Genomic DNA, 18,801 nt, shown 5'->3' with positions numbered 1-18,801 from the left:
GATAAAACATTTGAGAAACTACTTTTATTGTTACCTTTTCCCCCACTCACACCGCTCCCCTTTTCCAAAATACTGCTTCTATTGTTTTGAACACGATATTCACATCAAGGAATATGTCTCTATTTTTTACGTAGTATAGGTCATAGCTGAGTTTTGTTTTTACTTCTTCTAAATTGGATGAGTGTTTGTATATGATCTTACTCAGCCTGTTAAGCCTCGCTTTAGCTTGTGCCTTGCCTCATAATAAAGAGAGAGTACAACCCCGCTTTAACCTTCCCAATTCTCCTTAAACCACTGGTATGTAAGTTCTAATCCTTCTTTCAATTCTATCTTATGTCTCCATCCAGTGTTGTGCAATCTTGTTACATCTAAAAGCTTTCTTGGCGTTCCATCGGGTTTGGTTGTGTCGAATCTTATTTGTCCTTCGTATCCTACAACTTCTTTTATCAATTGTGCGAGTTCTTTTATCGTTAAATCTTCTCCTGTTCCTATGTTTATTGGTTCATTTCCATCGTAGTTGTTCATAAGATGTAATACAGCATCTGCCAAATCGTCTACATGCAGGAACTCCCTTCTTGGATTGCCTGTTCCCCATACCTCAACGTGTGGTCTGTTGTTTATTTTCGCTTCATGGAATTTTCTTAGCAGTGCTGCCAAGACAGTGGATGTTTCTAAATCAAAGTTGCCCTTTGGACCGTATAAGTTTGTTGGTATTCCACTTATGAAGTTAGTCCCATATTGTTTGTTGAAGTATTGGCACATTTTTAATCCTGCTATCTTAGCTATTGCATATGCCTCGGTTGTTTGCTGTAAAAGTCCTGTGAGTAAATATTCTTCTTTTGTTGGTTGTGGGCATAGATCGGGATATATACCTGAACTTCCAAGAAAAAGTAATTTTTTCACGCCGTAGTCATACGATGCTTTGATTACATTACTTTCTATCATTATGTTGATGTAAGCAAAATCTGCTGGATATGTAACCTGAGCTTTTATTCCTCCAACTTTTGCCGCTGCTAAAAATACATACTCTGGCTTTTCTTTTTGAAAGAACTCTTGTGTTTGTTGTTGGTTTGTTAAATCTAACTCTTTGTGTGTCCTTGTTACTATATTCGTGTATCCTTCATTTTTTAATTTTCTGTATATGGCTGATCCTACTAACCCTGTGTGCCCAGCTAAGTATATTTTGCTATTTTTGTTCATTAAAGAGAACCCCTTTCAAATATTTTCTACTCTTTTATCCATTCGTTTCGGAGATTCAATACAATCGCACAAATACTTTTTTTCTAATTCCCCTAAATTTGGTGCATCAAGTAAAATTGGTTTTATAAAAACCACCTCTATTAAATATTATATATGTCAGTTTTGTAATACTGTAAATTATCTTGAATCCATTGAATTGTTTCTTTCAATCCTTCTTCTAAAGAGTACTTTGGTTTCCATCCTGAAATGTTTTTTGCTTTTTCTGGGTTAGATAATAACCTTTCAACTTCGGATTTTTCTGGTCTTACTCTTTGGGTATCTTCGATTATTTCAACGTTTTTTCCAATTAATTCAATGATCTTTTGGGCTAAATTTCCTATTGATATTTCTTCCCCCGTGCCAAGGTTGTACACATCCCCTATTGTTTTTTCATGCAAACCAACAGTTATAAACCCATTTGCTATGTCTTTCACATAATTTAAATCTCTTGTAGGGGTTAAATTACCAAGTTTTATTCGTTCCTTCCCTGCCAAAATTTGACTTATTATCGTTGGAATAACTGCTCTAGCGGACTGTCTGGGACCAAATGTGTTGAATGGTCTTATAATAGTAACAGGGGTTTCGAAGGATCTATAGTAAGATAATGCCAAGTGATCTGCTCCAGCTTTACTGGCTGCATACGGAGATTGTGGATTGTACGGATGTTTTTCATCTATCGGTACGTATTGTGCTGTCCCGTATATTTCACTCGTTGATGTATGAATGATTCTTTCTATATTCAATTTTTTACCTGCTTCTAATACATTGTATGTTCCTTCTGTGTTTGTTTTTATATATGCAAGAGGAGAGATGTATGAATAAGGGATCCCAATTAAAGCAGCTAAATGAAACACAGCATCAACGTCTTTCATAGCATCATACACAGAATCATAATCCCTTATGTCTCCAGTGTAGATTTCTATCTCATTTTTATATTTGGAATCTTCGAGCCAACCCCAATCATTTTTAAAATTATACCGCACAAATCCTTTAACCTCAAAGCCTTTTTCAACTAAGAGTTCAGTTAAGTGTGAGCCAATAAATCCTTCTGACCCTGTAACTAGTACTTTCATTAATTCAATCCTCCGCTGTTTAAAGTTTATAAATAATTCAGTCTTTTTTAAATGATCTCTAATTGGAATTTTATACTTATTTCAAAATTCGTTTGATTGTTGTCTTCTATCGGTCTCCATATTTTATATTCTGGATCTTCTGGTATTGGAACGTATTCTATTTTGTTTCTATAATGATTTATTTTTATACCGGGAATTATTGTTATACGATCAGTTACATTTATCATAGATTGGAGGTATAATTCTGCGAAATGTTCTAAAACATCATCGTTTAATAGTTGTGTTCCTTCGTGATCTTCATCTGCACCCCATGGAACATGAGGGGATTTTTCTCCCGAAATAGCGTATTCTAATGATAAATAATTATCAGTGTTTTTATAATGATTACTGTAGTCAACCAAAAACGAAATTGAGTTTTCACCATAAGGATAGCCTATGTAATTTTCTTTGTAATCTAAAATTTTAGTTTCAGAAGAGTAATCAGGATTATAGTATTCAGATGAAGGATAATATGTATATTCAGTTTGTCTGTCTGCTCTTGTACGTTGGCTGGTATATTTTGTTGCCCCGGCATGGTAAAAACCAAAGGTACCAACATTCGTATTTTGCTTAGTTCCAATAGACCATGCCAATTTATCAGGATTTTGGGAGGATTCTGGGTTGAAAATCCTATTTAAATTTAAATCATCTACAAAGAGTTGTAAAAAATAATCTGATTTTTCTTTTTTATACTCTGCAAAAAATCCGACAATGGCAGAATCATCAACAATTTCTTTTTTTTGAACCCAAGGTGCTGTGTAAGTGTATCTAATCTCTTGAATCATGGTGGAAGGAAAGGGGTTCAAGAAATAATATGGGTCAAAAGATCTATCTTTGTATAAAATTACATCCTGCAAGCCTATTTTAAAATCTCCTGCCTTAATTCCATAAGTTTTGTAATTCATGCCTCTATCTTGAAAGTCCAGTGCGGAATCTTTATTAAGCAACATCCAATTGGATTTGTAGTAAAAATTATCGTTTTCATATTTAAAATTAACTGAGTATTTTCCGATTTCGGTTTGATCGTTGAAAAACAGGGAGTATTTTGATTCAATTTCGTCTTTTGGTATTATTTGCCCTATTTCAACTTCTGTATTTTCGTTTAGATTTATTCCTACGTATCCTTCTTTGAGTAAGTAGTAATAACCAAACATTGTAACGTCCTGCCAAGGCTCATATCTATATTTTTCATCATTTTGGAGCGAGAAATTTGATTGTATCCAAAAGTATTTTTGATCGTTGAAATCTAAGTTTATATTTAACTCGTTGCTGGTAAAATTAGTTTCAACATACATGCTTGCATCTGCATATTCTCCTATCTCTGCATAGGTAATAATAGTTGTTAATAGTATTAGAATTAATATTATTTTTTTCATTTTTCCACTTCCTTGTTCACTCTCAAATATTCGTCCATTTTACCGATATCAAACCATTCTCCATCATGTTCATATATCCCAATTTTCTTGCCCTTTTCCATTAAAAGGCTCCACAAATCAGGCATCGATAATTGTATATTCTTTTCTTTTTGAGATTTTATAAATTCAATAGTTTCTTTTTTTATACCGTATATTCCAGTATTTAAATAAAAATATAATGTAGGTTTTTCTTTCCAACCAAGTAGGCATTTTGAATTTTCATCAAATTCTAATACACCAAAATCTATGTAATCTTCTTTTTTTACTGATGAGATAACAAAATCGAACTGGCCTTCTTCTAATAATTCATGCAATCTTTTTAAATCTATGTTGCTTAGAACATCACCATTGTATATTACTAAATCTCCTTGTAGATTATCAGGAAGATGGAGAATTGGGCCAGCTGTTCCTGTGAAAACTTTTTCTTCAACGTAATGTATATTTACTCCCAATGTTTCTCCTTCCTTTAGGTAATTCTTGATCATTTCACCTTTGTAGTTAATAGATATGTAGAAATTTATTATTCCTTGTTTTTTTAAATTTTCTATTATTCTTTCTATTATGGGTTTTTCACCGATTGGAAGAAGAGGTTTAGGAACGGCGTATGTCAAGGGCCTAAGCCTTGTTCCTAGTCCCCCTGCTAAAATCAATGCTTCTTCAAACATTTTTCTCCCTTCCCAATTGCCAGAGATAGGTTAATTCTAATCCCTTCTCTAAAGGGGTGATTTTTAAATCAGGGAATTCATTCAACAGTTTTTTATTGTCTGCCACCACATAATCATGGTCATATTCATTTTTAATCCTATCTGGATTAAAGATTATGTCTGGCGTTTTGTTGGTTAATTCATTTATCTTTGATATTAATTCTTTAATAGATGTTGGAATACTGGTTCCAATGTTGTATATCTTTAAATCGCCTGTTTTTTCTTGTTTGTATATTCTATTCACAATATCAACTAAATCATTGATAAATAAAAAATCCCTAACCTTTTTTAAATCTCCAATTTCTACAATCTGATTGTGGATATAACTTTTAAATAAGTTAGATATCAGGGTATAATTGTCCATATATGGCCCATAAAGGCTGAATAACCTGAGGATGTAAGTATCGACGTTGTACTTCTTGTGTAGATAAATGAGGAATTCTTCTATTGTTAATGCATTTATCCCTGTAGAATTTCTGGGAGATTTGGGGCTGTCTTCTTTGAATGGTTTTCCATAAACAGGTTCGTAAATGTTGTATGAGGATACAAAGATTATTTTTGAAATTTTTTCTAACTTTACGAGTAAATTAATGTGATCTAAAACTTGTCCTATTTCAGTTAAATTGTTATAATAGTGATAAGAAAATACTAGGCTAACTTCGTCGCCCTCTAATATTTGATAGAATTCTGACCTGCTGGTAATGTCTATTAACTTCTTGTAGCCTTCTATTTTTTCTGCAAAGGATTTTGAAATCCAGTCTTCTAACCTAAATCCATATAGCATTATTCGCCTCTCCCCATTATTACTGTTTCTACCGTTCTCAATAAAGTTGCGATGTATAACATCAAACTATAATTTTTTACATAGTATAGGTCATAGCTTAATCTTTCTGAATATATTTCTTTTGTTAATGCTTCAGGATACCTAAAAAAAACTTGAGCGTGGCCAGTGATCCCTTGAGGAACTTTTGTTCTATAATTGTAGAAAGGAATATTTTCTTCACAGAAAGGTATTGTTGATTCAATATCTGGCCTGGGGCCCACTAAACTCAAATCACCTTTTATAACGTTCAAAAGTTGTGGAAATTCGTTCAATCTGAATTTTCTTAAAAACTTTCCCGTTTTTGTTAGAACGTCTATCTTTTCACCATTGCTATTTGTTATTCTTCTCATTGTTTTAAGTTTATAAACTCTAAAAATTTTCCCATTTTGACCGACTCTTTTTTGCTTAAAGAAAATTTCGATTTTTTCTTTATGAATTACATCGTCAATCAAAATGACGATCATACTTGCTAATATAAAGGGAGAAGAAATAACTAACAAGATCAAAGAAAAAATTATATCACATATTCTAATCATTGGAGAAGTTCTTGAACCTTCAAAAATCATCTTGTAATAATCCTCATGTTTTTCTATAACCTCAATAGGTATTCTTTTGAGGTATCTATCAACAAGATTCGGTAAGTATTGAATCTCTAAACCTTCTGCTTTGTAGTTTTGTATTTGTGGTTTTACCCTTTCTTCTAGTTCTGGGTCTGTTATTACTATGCCGTGTATTGTTTGGGTTAATGTTTTTTGTGTGTTTTGTTTTATTATTTCATCAAGTGTTACTGGGTTTGGGTTTATGTATTGTGTGAATTTTATTTTGTTGAGCGCTTTTTCTGATATTTCTTCCATTATGTTGCCTATTTCTTCTTTTCTGCCTATAACGAGGTAATTTTTTACAGGCATGTGTTTTTCGTAGATATTGTATTCTATTTTGTGTATTATTGGCAAGAGGGCTATTGTGTACAATAGGTTGGTAAGGAAAAAGTATCTGTTGAAGTACTTACTGAGGAAGAAGTAGATAATTAGTATAACGATGAAACTCACAAGAGTTCCAACGGTGGTTTTAATTAGAGATTCTGTGTAACTTTTCATCGTTTCTGTGTCGTATGTTCTGAAGGAGTATATCCCGAGGTATATTATTAGAGATGAGATTATTGAGATGGTTATTGGTAGGTTCATTAAGAAGGCATTCATAATGAATATGAGCGCTATGTCTATTAAGTAAACCGCTGCTTTTTGCATCTTCGAGTCTAACCCCCTAATTTGTTTTTCGAGATTTATTATAACATTATCTTAATGTTTAAATATTAAACGAATATTAAAAATTGTTTTATTCTGGTACATTGCTTATGTTCAATATTTCAAAGGCTTTTTCAGTTATTTGTGAGTATTTTTTGAACAGACTCAAGTCGATTTCTTTTTCGTTGTTGTTGGCTTTGTTGTTCGTTGCCAAAAAATCTAAACAATGTTTGTCTCGATAGAATTTTGCTGCTTTTGAGTTTAAGCCATTAAAGCTCAAACAAAAATAAACGTCCATTTCTTTTAGTCTGTGAAGGACGTCTTTCATTTCGAGTAGCCAATCGTATTTTTCAACTTGTAGTAGTACGATATCGTATCCATCCAACTGTAATTGAAAAATTGAGTCGAGGAGATATATTGGAAATTCTTGTGTTGGTAGGGTTATAAAAACAAAGTGATCGTTGAATGGAATGAATTCGTTATATTGTGGTGTTAGGTATAATTCAGATGCTAAATAAGTTCTTACACCAGTGTTGTATTCTATTGTTTCTTTAACTTCGGCGTATTTTTCCTTTATTTTTGTTATGTCTGTTTTTATGGTTGGATGGTTTATGTGTGGGGTGAAGATAACATGAGTTATATCATGTTGTTTGTACTTATTTAATTCTCTTAACGTTTCTTCAAGAGTTTGTGAGCCGTTATCAACATTGGGTAGAAGATGGGTGTTGATGTCGATATACATAGGGAAACCCCTCCCCCGAGACATTTTGTTCAAATGAAAAAACGTTTTCATTGTTTTTATTATAACATAATTTTTTAAAAAGTCAAATATTTTATTATATTTTGATTACATTTTGATTGAGGATGTTGTTATTTTATATAACGCCCATTTTAAGAAGGGACCTGCGGTCCCTTAAACGGGCAGGGGGAGGGCTCCGCCCTGTGACCCTTTTAAAAGTAAATTTTTATTTTTGTGAATTAATTTTTGTGTTTTTTTATTTAAGTTGTGCTTAGTCTTTGTTAGCGCCCTTCCCCCGCTACCCACCCATGTGGAAGAGGGACCTGCGGTCCCTTAAACTGGCTGGGGGAGGGCTTCGCCCTGTGACCCTTTTTAAAAATAAATTTTTACTTTTGTGAATTAATTTTTGTGCTTTTTATGTAAGCTGCGCTTAGTCTTTGTTAGTGCCCCTTCCCCCGCTCCCCACCCATTTTAAGGAAGGGACCTATGGTCCCTTAACCCTGCAGCTTGATCATAAGGAAGGAAATCTTTATTTCTTCATTCTGCAGCTCACCCTTCTATGGAAGAGACCTGCGGTCCCTTAAACTCAGCTGCCCGGCCATTTTAAAGAAATTTATTCGTAGTGGGCAATCTCTTCTTCAACGATCATTACTTCTTCTAAGTTTCTTAGGTAAAAGGGGTACTCTTTTGGTACGTAGGGCATTTTTGCTTTTCTTTTTCCAATGTCGCTTTTTATTTTTAGTAGTATGAATTTTTTCATGTATCCTGTGAAGTTTCCTTTGAGATTGAAATTGTCAATCGCACATAAGAATAGGTAAGTTAAACTTCCAAAGCTGTCTTCAAAGTCTATGCCGCAACTTTTGGTGAGTTTGTTTGCTTCGTTGACAAGGAAGCCTTTGTATTTGGTGAATAGGGTTTCTTTTGATTTTTTGTCGCCGCTTTTGGAGAGTGCTATTAGTTCGTGGTCCGTTAGTTTGGTGTAGTTTTGATGGTTTATGGTGGTTTCCCCCTTTTTTATTATCATTTATCTATCTATTCCCGCCCGCCACCCCTTGTGGTTTAAGGGGCTTCGCCCCTTATGATCCCTGTTTAAAGGCTAAGGAAGACCTTGAGGATGGGTAGTTGTGTGGCATTTTTTAAGTATATTATACGTGCGTATACTAATATATCAAAAAAACTCATGCCCCGTCAAGAGGCATGAGTGTGTTTCTTTATTGAATGAGGTTGAATACTTCATTTGTCGTTGTTTCAACGATTTCTGCTTCGTCTACTTGTGCGGTTGTTGGTACTAATACACCTATCAAGCTTTGCATTACTGGTTCTATTTCTGCTTGCGTTAGTGTTTCTAATACTCCGTCAACTGATAGGGTTTTGCTTTTTCCTTCTGCTGAGTCATAAAATTTCATTCTTAATCTTCTCATTCGCTATTTCCTCCTTTTTAGATTATTTCGTAGCTTTCGTCGAAGTAATAAACCGCGTTGGTGTTTTCACAGAGTGAGACTAATCCTTGTAAGGCGGTTTTTATGTCTGCTTCTACGTCTGTGAATAAGTCGTAGGTTTTATACTTTTTTTGTTCTTTTCCGTCTACTATGCTTATCCAGACGATCTTTCCCTTTCTTGATTCTAAGTTCATTGCCATGTGTTACCACCTCCTGTGTGTTTTTGTTGTCTTTGGTTTGTGTTGCCTTGCTTCCCCGGGGAGAAATCATTTTATGCTTTTTCTGGTTCTTTTGGTTTTGGAAATAGTAACGCTACTACTCCGTCGATGAGTATGGAGATTACTAGGTCCATGATCGGAGAGTATTTGCCGATGGATTTTAAGAATTCTCTCACTGCGTTTAGGACGATTTCTTTTTTCTTTTTGCCGTTACCAGGTACTTCCACCATTTGTACAAGGTCAGGGATTAATCCAACTATTTCTTTCATTTTCTCACCTCCACTAATAGTATCCGTAAGAATACTTAAATTGTGGTAAATAATTGTTTACTATTTATCTATTCCCACCCTCCGCCCCTAGTGGATGAAGGGGCTTCGTCCCTTTTTATCCCTTTTTTTTAAAGCTTGGGAAGCTTGAGGAAAGTTTAGGGGCTTCGTCCCTTGTGATCCCTTTTTTTAAAGCTTATCAAGCTTTGGGGAGAGTTAAAGGGCTGCGCCCTTTGTGATACTGCTGAAGGCTAGGTAGCCTTAAAGGCTTGAGAGTTTTTAAAAAAATTTTTATTATCTATTCCCGCCCGCCACCCTCAGAGGATGAAGGGGCTTTGCCCCTTATGATCCCCTTTTTTTAAAGCTTGGGAAGCTTAGGAGGAGTTAAGGGGCTTCGCCCCTTATGAACACTTTTTTAAAGGCTTTGACTTTAAGATTTATTATCTATTCCCACCCACCACCCTCAGAGGATAAATTTTTGATCCACCTGGGTCAAAAATTGGGACAGTTTTGGGTCAAATTTTGACCCAGTTGTGGGTCAATTTTTGAGACACCCTATAAGGTTTTATGTTATTAATATAAATATATAAAAATATATAATATATTTTTTTTCATTTTGTAGGTTGAGAAAAAAGGGCAATTGATAGATTTTTTGGAAGAAGGGCTTAATCCCTTTATGATTTTGTTGAAGACTTGATAGCCTTAAAGGCTTTAGAGTTTTTTTTAAAATATTTTTATTTATCTATTCCCGCCCGCCACCCCTTAAGGATTTATTTTTTTGATGCGTATCGCCCCTAGAGGATTTTTAATTTTTAAAAAATTATTTTTTTATTTTTTTTGCAGATATTACTATTGGGAAGAAAAAAATTTTTGGAATGCTGAGGTGATTTTGTGAATGTTTTTAGTCTTTTGAACCATTTTTTCAGGGAAAATGAGAGGGAGAAGGTTTCTTCTTCTGCCACAAAGCTTTATTTCTTTTTGATTTATGAGGCGAATAAGAGTTATTGGGAGGGACCTTTGATGTTTTCTGAGCGAAAGCTTTCTTCACTTCTTTCTTTTAGCAAGAATACGGTGTCTAAGTCTTTGAGTGAGCTTGAGGATAGGGGATTGATTACGTGCTATCCGCGAAGAGTTAACAGCCTCACGGCAAATGAGGAAGACAGCCTCATGGCAAATGAGGAAGACAGCCTCATGGCAAATGAGGAAGACAACCTTACGGCAAATGAGGAAGGCGGCCTTACGGCAAATGAGGAAGGCGGCCTTACGGCAAATGAGGAAGCCAGCCTCAAGCGCCCCGAAAGGGGTTCAAGGAAAGACAGCCTTACGGCAAATGTGAAGGGCAAAGAGGCTTTTTCTAGTACTTTTTGGTTTCCTGAAGTGCAATTAAGGGAAACAGCCTCAAGCGCCCCGAAAGGGGTTCAAGGAAAGACTGCCTCACAGCAAATAAGGGAGGAGAAAAAAGAGGTTTATGATAAGGGAGGTAGCAAGTATGCCAAATTCTTCTGAGAGGGGTTGTTTTTGTAAGAATCCTGAAAATTGCCCAACACGTGGGATTTTAGATAATAAATATATGTGTTCGATTTTTATGAATTATTTGAATGGGAGTAGGAATTACAGGGATATTTCTCCAAAGATTTATCTTGATGCATCGTTTGATAATTTTCTTGCACTGAATGAGCATTTGAAGAAAGGTTTGCTGAAGTGCCGTTACTTTGTTGAGGAGAAGTTGTGGGAAAAGGGCGTTGGTTTGATACTGTATGGAGGATACGGTACTGGGAAGAGTAGGTTAGGTTTTACTGTGTTGAAAGAGGCCGCTGTTATGGGTTGTACTATTGGTGTCTTGGATATATTGAGGGATTTTGAGAATTTTGAAGGTGCCGATGCCGCTATTGAGAGAGCGTTTGAATCTGATTTGATTTTTATAGACGATCTTGGTGCCAAGAGTTATGATTGGATAGGTCAGAAGATAAGAATCGTTATAGACGAGGTTAATAGGAACCAAAAAAGCGTTATAATTTCTACGAACTTGAATCCAAAAGAGCTGGTTAATTTTTTAGACGATAGAACCGTTTCAAGGTTGATAGAGATCGTTCCAAAAGAAGGTTTGATTTATTTGGGTGAAGAGGATTTTAGGGTGAAAAAGAGAGAAGAGAAGGTGGCTTATTTTGAACAGATCCGTTAAAAAAATGGCATTGGAACTTAAGCGTATCCTGCAAAAAGAGGTCATAAATGAGGAAGACAGCTTCAAACGCCCCGAAGGGGGTTCAAGGAAAGACAGCCTCACGGCAGGTGAGGAAAATGTTTTGTTGGATGTGTTTTTGAGTTTTATTATTCTAAAAGTATTACAAGCAAAGAGGAACAGCCTTACGGCAAATAAGGAAGACACCCTCAAACGCCCCGAAGGGGGTTCAAGGAAAGACAGCCTTACGGCAAATATGGAGGGAGATTTACAACTTTTTGGAAAGAGTGGTTCAGATTCGAATCTTTTAGGTGATTATCTTTCTGGGGTGCAATTTCTGAATAGAAATTTTGATTGTTGTTATTTAGTCGATGACATTAAAAGCAGAATTACTTGCCAAACGATAGAAAAGATCAGAGATTTGTTTCAGAGTGTGAAAGATGAAGATTGGAAGAAAGAGGAAATTATTTCTTGGTCTTACGAGTATTTCAATGAAGACAACCTCAAGCGCCCCAAAGGGGGTTCAAGCAAAGCCAGCCTCATGGCGAGTAAGGATTTAAAGGGTAAAAATGGTGTTATTTCCCAGTTTTATACCCCAAAATGGATAGTGGATTATTTGGTGGAAAATACGTTGGGGAAGTATTACGGAAGAAACGGCCTCACGGCAAATGAGGAAGACAGCCTCAAACGCCCCGAAGGGGGTTCAAGGAAAGACGGCCTCACGGCAGGTGATGAGAAGGGAGTAGACCTTGAGGATGTTAAGATTATAGACCCCGCTTGTGGATGTGGGAACTTTGTTATAGGGGTTTACGATAAGTTGAGAGAGATGTATCAAAATAAAGGTTATGATGATGCTTCGATTCCAAAACTTATAATTACTAAGAATTTATACGGTATAGATATCGATGAGAACGCTGTTGAAATTACAAATTTGTTGTTGAGATTGAAGGCTTTGGAGGATGGAGCTTATGAGAAGTTTGAAACAAACATAGTAGCTGTTCCGAAAGGGAACAGCCTCAAGCGCCCCGAAGGGGGTTCAAGGAAAGACAGCCTCACGGCACATAAGGAAGACAGCCTCACGGCAAATGAAGAAGGGCAGAATGAGTATTTGAAGAAGTTTGAAAAGATTGGGAGCTTGATGAGAAGAGAGGATGTTTTAAGTTTAAAGGAGTCAGGCATAAACGATGAACCATTGAAGAAAGCTTTAGATATTCTTTCTTTGAAATACGATATTGTTTTGACTAACCCTCCTTATTTAGATTCCTCTGATTATGATTTTGAATTGAAGAGGTACATAAACGAGGATTATAGTGAGTTTAAAAAAAATCTGTACGCCTGCTTTATCAAAAAGAGTTGCGAATTGGTGAAGACGGATGGATTTGTTGGTATGATTACCCCTCAAACCTTTATGTTTATTGGGAGTTATGAGAAGACAAGAAGGTTCATATTAGATAACTTTCAGATAGAGAGATTGGTTCATTTTGGCCTTGGAGGGGTGTTTGATAACGCTTTAGTGGACACCGCGATGTTTATTTTTAGAAGAGGTCAAGACAACCTCAAACGCCCCGAAGGGGGTTCAAGGAAAGACAGCCTCGCGGCAGATGATGAAGGGAGTTTGGGTGAATACATAAACTTGACCTCTTTTAACGGGAAAGATTCTAAGAAGCGGGCTTTATTTTCTATTTGGGGAAACAGCCTCACGGCACATAAGGAAGACAGCCTCAAGCGCCCCGAAGGGGGTTCAAGGAAAGACAGCCTCACGGCAAGTGAGGAAAAGAAGAGGGAGAATTATCTTTCTAAGTATGTTTTTAGGGTTGATAAGAACGTTTTTACAAAAGTTCCGAGGGTTCCTTTCATTTATTGGGTGGATTCAGACGTTGTACGTACCTTTGAGAACGAGCCGTTAGAAAAGTTCGCTGATGCACGACAGGGGATAGCTACTGGTGATAACAAAAGGTTTTTGAGGTACTTTTGGGAAGTTAGAAGAGAAGATATTAAAGATGGAAAGAAATGGGTCCCATATGCCAAAGGTGGACCTTACAATAAATGGTACGGCAATTTGTGGTGGGTTATAGCCTTCGATGAAGAGAATTACAATCTGTTGGCAAAAATGGGGAATTATCTTCCAAATAGAAAGTATTATTTTAAAAAGGGTATAACTTACACGATGACAACCTCGAAAGGGGCAACTTTTAGGTACCTTCCTTCTGGATTTTTGTTCGATTGTAAGGGTAGTAGTTTGTTTGTTTCAAAAGATGAAGATATCTTTAGGTTTTTGGGGTTGCTCAATAGTAGCTTGTTTTCTTACTTGGAGAGTTTTATCGCAGGAAGCGTGGATTTGGAGGTTGGGGATTTGAAAAAACTTCCTATTCCACAAGGTATGTTTGTGGATTCTTTTGAGACTCAAGCGTTAGAAGCCCTCTCCAGATTGAACGTGGCGATTAAAAAGCAGAATACCGAGATATATCCAAACGAACTGCATTTCAACGAGGAGAGTATCGATAGTGTTTCTAAGTTTTATGGGTTTATAGAGAGGAAAAACGCTCTTGATACCTATCTGCTTCTTTCTGAAGGGTTGATAGATATACTGGTGATGAAGTTGTACAGTTTGAAAGAAAGAAAATTTGAGGAGATTTATAAAACAGTGGGGATTCCTACGGCCTTTTTTCCTTTTTCTAACGGTAAAGGTGTAAAAGGTTTGCCTCCATTAAGAGAACTGTTGAAAAACCAGTATCTTTATGAATTTAGTTTGAATGAAGCTCAACTTACCAAAATAGAAAATTTTATTAAAGAGGCTTATAATAATAAAATCAGGTCTTTAATTTCCATTATGCCTTTTGATGAAGGTGTAACCAACTATCATCGAAGAGAGCCATACGATAACTATGTGGAAAGAAAAGCAGAAGAAAGTTTTCAAAATCCTATTTCCGTCTACAACAGTATGAGTAACCAAGATCAGATTTTAGCAAAATTAGCTTTTGTAAGAATAGATAATGGGATCCAAAGGTATCTTTTGAATTGCGAAGATGGTTTTATCCCCTTTGGGTTTTCAGTTGAAGAAGAAAATAAACTGTTATCCTCAATATTCGAAAAAAACAGCCTCACGGCAAATAAGGAGCGTTCTGAATTAGAGAGTATTGTGAAGAAAGATTTGAGAGATTATGTCTTTAAAGATTACCTAAAACTTCATGAGAAGTTTTATAAAGATAGGCCTATCGTTTGGAAGTTGGGAAAGAGAGATTGTGGTTTTTTAGTTCATTATCATAACTTGAACGAAAAAACGAAGATCAATATCTTGAACTTTTTGAGAAATAGGATCAAAGAAACGGCCTCACGGCAAATAAGGAAGACAGCCTCAAGCGCCCCGAAGGGGGTTCAAGGAAAGACAGCCTCACGGCAAATGAGGAATGAAAAGGAAAGGTTCATGGACTTGATGAAGGTAATAGAGTCGAAGAATTTTGAATTGAACATAGATGATGGAGTTTTGAGAAATAGAGAGCTTTTTTAGTAATTCTTTATATATCTTAAAACCTCTCAAATGATTTTTGGTTATAATGACTTTGGCTCTAAGGAACCGCAGGTCCCTACCTTGAAATGGGTGGGGAGCGGGGCGAAGGGGCGCTAAAGCAGTTTGCAGAGCTTCTAAACAGAGTAACTAAAAAATCACAGGGAGGTAGAAAGTATGAAAAAGACTGTTTTGTTGGTTATGTTGGTTCTTGTGGTGTCACTGCTCACATTTGCGGGCGATGTGAAAAATGTGATATTTTTCATCGGTGATGGTATGGGCCCAAATCAGATGTTGTTATCCAGTTATTTAGAAGGTCGTGAGCTTTACATGATGCAAATGCCCTACACTGGTTACGCCATCACTTATTCTGCAGATAGCAACGTTACCGATTCTGCGGCAGCGGGAACAGCCCTTGCTTCTGGTTACAAGACTAACAGCGGGTTTATTGGCGTGCTTCCAAATGGTGAAATCGTGCCAACAATAGCGGAAGTATTGGCTGAGCAAGGCTACAAAACGGGTGTAGTTGCAACTTCAAGGATAACTCACGCCACACCGGCGGCTTATTATGGTCATACGAACGATAGAGATGCTGAACAAGTATTAGCCGAACAGTTGGTTAACAGTAACCTCACCGTTGCTTTAGGAGGGGGTTGGAGATATTTTGATCCTACACAAAGAGCCGATGGAAAAGATCTTATATCTGTTGCAAAGGAAAATGGTTTCGATTATATAACCACTAAGCAAGAGTTAATGGCTTACTCCGGAGAAAAGGTTTTAGGATTGTTCGCTTCAAGTCATATGAATAGCGTTACTGAAAGAACGCCTGCTGAACCACTTTTACCTGAGATGACAGCAAAAGCAATAGAGATTTTGTCAAAAGATGACGCTCCTTTCTTTTTGATGGTTGAAGGTTCTCAAATCGATTGGGAGGGTCACGATAACGATGCTTTTGGAGTTTGGAAAGAAACGGTTGAATTCGATGAAGCGGTGAAGGTTGCTTTAGATTTTGCAAAAGAAAATCCTGATACTTTGGTAGTTGTCACTGCTGACCACGAAACCGGGGGTTTGGGTTTATCAACGGGTGGATACACGATGGATTTGGAAATGGTTAGAAATTATCAGAAAACTACGGATTGGGTTGTAGCTAATTCTCAAAATATGGAAGAGTTAAAATCTAACGTGAAAGAGTATTATGGATTTGATTTGTTAGAAGAAGAGGTCGCTTATTTGGAAGCCGCTGGTAACAAAATAGAGGCTTTAGCAGAGATTACAAGCGCAAGAGCAAGTATTGGCTGGACAACACATGATCATACCGGTGCGTTAGTACCTGTATTAGCTTTTGGACCTGGAGCTGAGGAATTTGTAGGTATTATGGATAACACAGACCTTCCTAGAAAAATAGCCAGTTTGGTGGGAGTTGAGCTTTCTTACCCTTTAGTGAATGTACCAAATAATTAAAATTAAAGGGCTGATTTAATCAGCCCTTTATCTTTTTAATAACTTGACGACTTCGTTTTCAAGACTTTCCAAATCTATCTTTTCTTCATTGTCTAAGAGATTGAAGACCGCTTTTAGCACTATAATTCTTGGATATTTCCCTATTAGCGTTTTAACAGGGTCATCTTGGTTTTTTAGGCTTTCTACGTGGTTGCTCATTTCACTAGATGCTCCTTTAAAATTTATTTATCCCTTCGCTAAACCATCATAATAGATGAAAATTTTCTTCATTAAAAAAGTATTGACAAATGTCATTTTAAATGCTATAATAATCAACGTGATTGGGCTCGTAGCTCAGTTGGTTAGAGCTTCCGGCTCATAACCGGGTGGTCGGTGGTTCGAATCCACCCGAGCCCACCAATAAAAGCCAAGGGTTCCTTGGCTTTTATTTTTTTATACACTTCAATTTTACTATTTTTATCGGCTTTTGTCAACTTTTTTCACAAACTTGTCTTCAAAAAGAAATGATATAATTAAGTTAACAAAGAAAACACTTCACCAATCTTATGGGCGGGCTGCGGGGCAAAGGGGCGCTATAAAACTCATTATACAGAAGTTGTGTGTTAAGATAGCACACCTTCAAAAAGATATGGTATAATTAACTTTGAACAAAACAAAATCTATAGCATAAAGCGAGGCAAAAGATGAGTGAATTAAACAATCCACACGATGCTTTCTTCAAAAAACATTTTGGTAACAAAAAAATAGCTCAAAATTTCTTAGAAAACTATTTACCTTCTGAGATTACCAAAGTACTAGACCTAAATTATTTAACCAAAGAAGACAAAAGCTATGTGGATGAAGATTTAAAAGAAAGCCACTCAGACATGTTGTACAAAACAAAGATAAATGGAAAAGATGGATACATATACATTCTGTTTGAACACAAAAGCTACAATGATCCGAGTGTACTTCTACAACTTTTAAAATACATACTCAGAATATGGGAAGAAAAATACAACACCAAAACGAACAAATTACCTATAATAATACCACTAGTAATATACAATGGAGAAAGCAAATGGAATATAGAGACGAAGTTAATAAATCTCATAGAAGGGATAGAAGAGCTACCAGAAATAATGAAACAATACATACCTACTTACCAATATGAGATATATGATTTCTCACCAGAAGAAAAATTAGGTATAGTAGGGTTAGCAAATTTAAAGGCGATATTACAAACGACAAGAGTGGCAAGAGTAAAAACAGGAGAAAAGTTTGACGAAGAATTAATAAAGGCGTTTGAATTTCTTGTTGGGATAAAAGACAAAAAGACGTTTGATGAATTATTTGAATCATGTATGTTGTATTTAATGTATACAAGGGACGATATAAACATAGAAAAGGTAGAAGAAGTAGCGAAAAAAGTAATGGATGAAAGGGGTGAATTGATAATGACAATAGCTGAAAAGTTGAAGAATGAAGGAATGGAAAAAGGAAAAATTGAAGGAGAAAAAGAATTAATCATAGAAATTCTAAACCAAAGATTTGGAGAAGATTTTGATAAAAGATTAGAAGAAAAGATCAGAAAAGCAAATGAAGAAACCATAAACCAAATAAAGAAAAATATTTTAAGTATAACCATAGAAGAACTAAAAGAAATATTGAAGTAGTTGTTGCAGGTAGATTTTTGAGAGTTTTAAAGTGAAATGTTGTAGTAATAGAGATATCACTCCTCATAAAACTAAAAAGAGGAGTGATATTTTTTATCTCCTAATTTTGATTGCCGAAACATAACATTTATTCATGCCTGTTTTAGAATTCTTACGTTTTTGTAATTGTCAAATTTGCCTATTGGCTCATTTTTGGCTCAATTGGCTCTTTCTTGGCTCAATTGATAATATATTTGTCTTTTAGCTTCCCCCTGCATTATAACCGGACGGGCTGCGGGGCAAAGGGGCGCTATTAAGTTTATTATACAAGATTTGTGGGAAGGTACGCTTTTCGTTTATCAAGTGCACATTTTTCGGAATTGCAAAATATTCATATAGCAAAGTATTTTTTGTAGTCTTATAATGTTTTAAACACTTTTTCCAAAACTACCACCTCATCCATATATATAAAAAAGGCCAAGGCTCTCAAGGAACACCTTGGCACTGACTACTGAAAATATTCCAACATACTATTGTTAAAATAAAACTATTTTAAGATTAATTTAAAGTAAACTCATTTAATTTTCTTTCAACAATAAATAACCCTGAAACTCTATATGGTCAAAATCAGAAGGTTTTAATGCACTTTTCAACTTCTGCACTTTTCAGAAAGTATACCGCCACTTTGACTCTTGTGCTTGTTAAAATACAAAAATCTATATAGTTGTATTGTACCATCTCTATCACCTTTCTTTTCCTCCTGTACAATGTTTTATCTCAATTCACTAAACTAGTTCTGTGTAATAAGGATCGAACACCTTCA

Annotated in this window: 18 protein-coding genes and 1 tRNA gene; 6 read left to right on the top strand and 13 right to left on the bottom strand. The window is 35.7% G+C overall.

All coding sequences use genetic code 11. From position 1 onward, the window contains the following. Positions 1 to 46: 46 nt before the first annotated feature. The 12 genes from X926_RS10455 to X926_RS07555 all read right to left on the bottom strand — a co-directional run bounded on the left by X926_RS10455 (position 47) and on the right by X926_RS07555 (position 9,202). Positions 47 to 193, bottom strand: a complete 147-nt coding sequence (locus tag X926_RS10455) for a sugar transferase (RefSeq protein ID WP_369973686.1) — start codon at positions 191 to 193, stop codon at positions 47 to 49. 74 nt (positions 194 to 267) lie between these two features. Next, positions 268 to 1,200: a GDP-L-fucose synthase gene (locus X926_RS07605; protein ID WP_103065623.1), complete on the bottom strand. Its 933-nt coding sequence runs from the start codon at positions 1,198 to 1,200 to the stop codon at positions 268 to 270. Positions 1,201 to 1,340: 140 nt separating this feature from the next. After that, entirely contained in the window at positions 1,341 to 2,312 is a 972-nt protein-coding gene (locus tag X926_RS07600) for an NAD-dependent 4,6-dehydratase LegB (protein ID WP_103065622.1), read from the bottom strand. 47 nt (positions 2,313 to 2,359) lie between these two features. Next, on the bottom strand, positions 2,360 to 3,727 hold the full coding sequence (locus tag X926_RS07595; RefSeq protein ID WP_103065621.1) for a hypothetical protein: 1,368 nt from the start codon (positions 3,725 to 3,727) through the stop codon (positions 2,360 to 2,362). Further along, positions 3,724 to 4,431: a sugar phosphate nucleotidyltransferase gene (locus X926_RS07590; RefSeq protein WP_103065620.1), complete on the bottom strand. Its 708-nt coding sequence runs from the start codon at positions 4,429 to 4,431 to the stop codon at positions 3,724 to 3,726. Before X926_RS07590 ends, X926_RS07595 begins: the two co-directional genes overlap by 4 nt. Further along, complete coding sequence (locus tag X926_RS07585) at positions 4,424 to 5,254, bottom strand: NAD-dependent epimerase/dehydratase family protein (RefSeq protein ID WP_103065619.1); 831 nt, start codon at positions 5,252 to 5,254, stop codon at positions 4,424 to 4,426. Before X926_RS07585 ends, X926_RS07590 begins: the two co-directional genes overlap by 8 nt. After that, the gene (locus X926_RS07580) at positions 5,254 to 6,540 is read right to left on the bottom strand and encodes a sugar transferase (protein WP_103065618.1); all 1,287 of its coding nucleotides are present in this window, start codon (positions 6,538 to 6,540) and stop codon (positions 5,254 to 5,256) included. The genes X926_RS07585 and X926_RS07580 overlap by 1 nt, the downstream gene beginning before the upstream one ends. A gap of 88 nt (positions 6,541 to 6,628) precedes the next feature. Beyond that, positions 6,629 to 7,279, bottom strand: coding sequence for a CpsB/CapC family capsule biosynthesis tyrosine phosphatase (locus X926_RS07575; RefSeq protein ID WP_103065617.1), 651 nt, complete (start codon positions 7,277 to 7,279; stop codon positions 6,629 to 6,631). Positions 7,280 to 7,889: 610 nt separating this feature from the next. Beyond that, positions 7,890 to 8,300 carry a hypothetical protein gene (locus X926_RS07570; protein WP_103065616.1) on the bottom strand — a complete coding sequence of 137 codons (411 nt, stop codon included), beginning with the start codon at positions 8,298 to 8,300 and terminating at the stop codon, positions 7,890 to 7,892. Between the two features lie 187 nt (positions 8,301 to 8,487). Further along, the gene (locus X926_RS07565) at positions 8,488 to 8,697 is read right to left on the bottom strand and encodes a DUF2922 domain-containing protein (protein ID WP_103065615.1); all 210 of its coding nucleotides are present in this window, start codon (positions 8,695 to 8,697) and stop codon (positions 8,488 to 8,490) included. Between the two features lie 17 nt (positions 8,698 to 8,714). Further along, positions 8,715 to 8,915: a hypothetical protein gene (locus X926_RS07560; protein ID WP_103065614.1), complete on the bottom strand. Its 201-nt coding sequence runs from the start codon at positions 8,913 to 8,915 to the stop codon at positions 8,715 to 8,717. A 71-nt stretch (positions 8,916 to 8,986) separates the two neighbouring features. Continuing rightward, positions 8,987 to 9,202 carry a hypothetical protein gene (locus X926_RS07555; protein ID WP_103065613.1) on the bottom strand — a complete coding sequence of 72 codons (216 nt, stop codon included), beginning with the start codon at positions 9,200 to 9,202 and terminating at the stop codon, positions 8,987 to 8,989. A 1,017-nt stretch (positions 9,203 to 10,219) separates the two neighbouring features. Between X926_RS07555 and X926_RS07550 the strand changes: the two genes are divergently transcribed. The 4 genes from X926_RS07550 (at position 10,220) to X926_RS07535 (ending at position 16,344) form a co-directional block, all read left to right on the top strand. Further along, positions 10,220 to 10,705, top strand: a complete 486-nt coding sequence (locus X926_RS07550; protein ID WP_103065612.1) for a hypothetical protein — start codon at positions 10,220 to 10,222, stop codon at positions 10,703 to 10,705. Further along, positions 10,689 to 11,381: an ATP-binding protein gene (locus X926_RS07545; protein WP_103065611.1), complete on the top strand. Its 693-nt coding sequence runs from the start codon at positions 10,689 to 10,691 to the stop codon at positions 11,379 to 11,381. Before X926_RS07550 ends, X926_RS07545 begins: the two co-directional genes overlap by 17 nt. Next, positions 11,365 to 14,886, top strand: coding sequence for an N-6 DNA methylase (locus X926_RS07540; RefSeq protein ID WP_103065610.1), 3,522 nt, complete (start codon positions 11,365 to 11,367; stop codon positions 14,884 to 14,886). Before X926_RS07545 ends, X926_RS07540 begins: the two co-directional genes overlap by 17 nt. 174 nt (positions 14,887 to 15,060) lie before the next feature. Continuing rightward, positions 15,061 to 16,344: an alkaline phosphatase gene (locus X926_RS07535; protein ID WP_233186710.1), complete on the top strand. Its 1,284-nt coding sequence runs from the start codon at positions 15,061 to 15,063 to the stop codon at positions 16,342 to 16,344. A 27-nt stretch (positions 16,345 to 16,371) separates the two neighbouring features. On the opposite strand, the gene X926_RS10170 is transcribed toward X926_RS07535, so the two are convergent. After that, the gene (locus X926_RS10170) at positions 16,372 to 16,542 is read right to left on the bottom strand and encodes a hypothetical protein (protein WP_158245218.1); all 171 of its coding nucleotides are present in this window, start codon (positions 16,540 to 16,542) and stop codon (positions 16,372 to 16,374) included. Positions 16,543 to 16,666: 124 nt separating this feature from the next. Between X926_RS10170 and X926_RS07530 the strand changes: the two genes are divergently transcribed. Further along, positions 16,667 to 16,743 (top strand) — tRNA-Ile (locus tag X926_RS07530). Between the two features lie 284 nt (positions 16,744 to 17,027). Continuing rightward, complete coding sequence (locus tag X926_RS07525; protein WP_103065609.1) at positions 17,028 to 17,999, top strand: Rpn family recombination-promoting nuclease/putative transposase; 972 nt, start codon at positions 17,028 to 17,030, stop codon at positions 17,997 to 17,999. Positions 18,000 to 18,801: the final 802 nt, after the last annotated feature.

This window comes from Petrotoga sp. HWHPT.55.6.3 (assembly GCF_002895495.1).
GTDB classification, from domain to species: domain Bacteria; phylum Thermotogota; class Thermotogae; order Petrotogales; family Petrotogaceae; genus Petrotoga; species Petrotoga mobilis.
The sequence above is the reverse complement of the archived record's forward strand: the minus strand, read 5'-3'. Positions and strand labels throughout refer to the sequence as shown.

Excerpts from the sequence above, each read along its gene's own strand:
- X926_RS07565 (WP_103065615.1), bottom strand. The coding sequence starts at position 8,697 with ATGAGAAGATTAAGAATGAAATTTTATGACTCAGCAGAAGGAAAAAGC.
- X926_RS07600 (WP_103065622.1), bottom strand. The coding sequence starts at position 2,312 with ATGAAAGTACTAGTTACAGGGTCAGAAGGATTTATTGGCTCACACTTA.
- X926_RS07580 (WP_103065618.1), bottom strand. The coding sequence starts at position 6,540 with ATGCAAAAAGCAGCGGTTTACTTAATAGACATAGCGCTCATATTCATT.
- X926_RS07585 (WP_103065619.1), bottom strand. The coding sequence starts at position 5,254 with ATGCTATATGGATTTAGGTTAGAAGACTGGATTTCAAAATCCTTTGCA.
- X926_RS07575 (WP_103065617.1), bottom strand. The coding sequence starts at position 7,279 with ATGTATATCGACATCAACACCCATCTTCTACCCAATGTTGATAACGGC.
- X926_RS10170 (WP_158245218.1), bottom strand. The coding sequence starts at position 16,542 with ATGAGCAACCACGTAGAAAGCCTAAAAAACCAAGATGACCCTGTTAAA.
- X926_RS07570 (WP_103065616.1), bottom strand. The coding sequence starts at position 8,300 with ATGATAATAAAAAAGGGGGAAACCACCATAAACCATCAAAACTACACC.
- X926_RS07560 (WP_103065614.1), bottom strand. The coding sequence starts at position 8,915 with ATGGCAATGAACTTAGAATCAAGAAAGGGAAAGATCGTCTGGATAAGC.
- X926_RS07590 (WP_103065620.1), bottom strand. The coding sequence starts at position 4,431 with ATGTTTGAAGAAGCATTGATTTTAGCAGGGGGACTAGGAACAAGGCTT.
- X926_RS07535 (WP_233186710.1), top strand. The coding sequence starts at position 15,061 with ATGAAAAAGACTGTTTTGTTGGTTATGTTGGTTCTTGTGGTGTCACTG.
- X926_RS07525 (WP_103065609.1), top strand. The coding sequence starts at position 17,028 with ATGAGTGAATTAAACAATCCACACGATGCTTTCTTCAAAAAACATTTT.
- X926_RS07545 (WP_103065611.1), top strand. The coding sequence starts at position 10,689 with ATGCCAAATTCTTCTGAGAGGGGTTGTTTTTGTAAGAATCCTGAAAAT.
- X926_RS07595 (WP_103065621.1), bottom strand. The coding sequence starts at position 3,727 with ATGAAAAAAATAATATTAATTCTAATACTATTAACAACTATTATTACC.
- X926_RS07555 (WP_103065613.1), bottom strand. The coding sequence starts at position 9,202 with ATGAAAGAAATAGTTGGATTAATCCCTGACCTTGTACAAATGGTGGAA.
- X926_RS07550 (WP_103065612.1), top strand. The coding sequence starts at position 10,220 with ATGTTTTCTGAGCGAAAGCTTTCTTCACTTCTTTCTTTTAGCAAGAAT.
- X926_RS07605 (WP_103065623.1), bottom strand. The coding sequence starts at position 1,200 with ATGAACAAAAATAGCAAAATATACTTAGCTGGGCACACAGGGTTAGTA.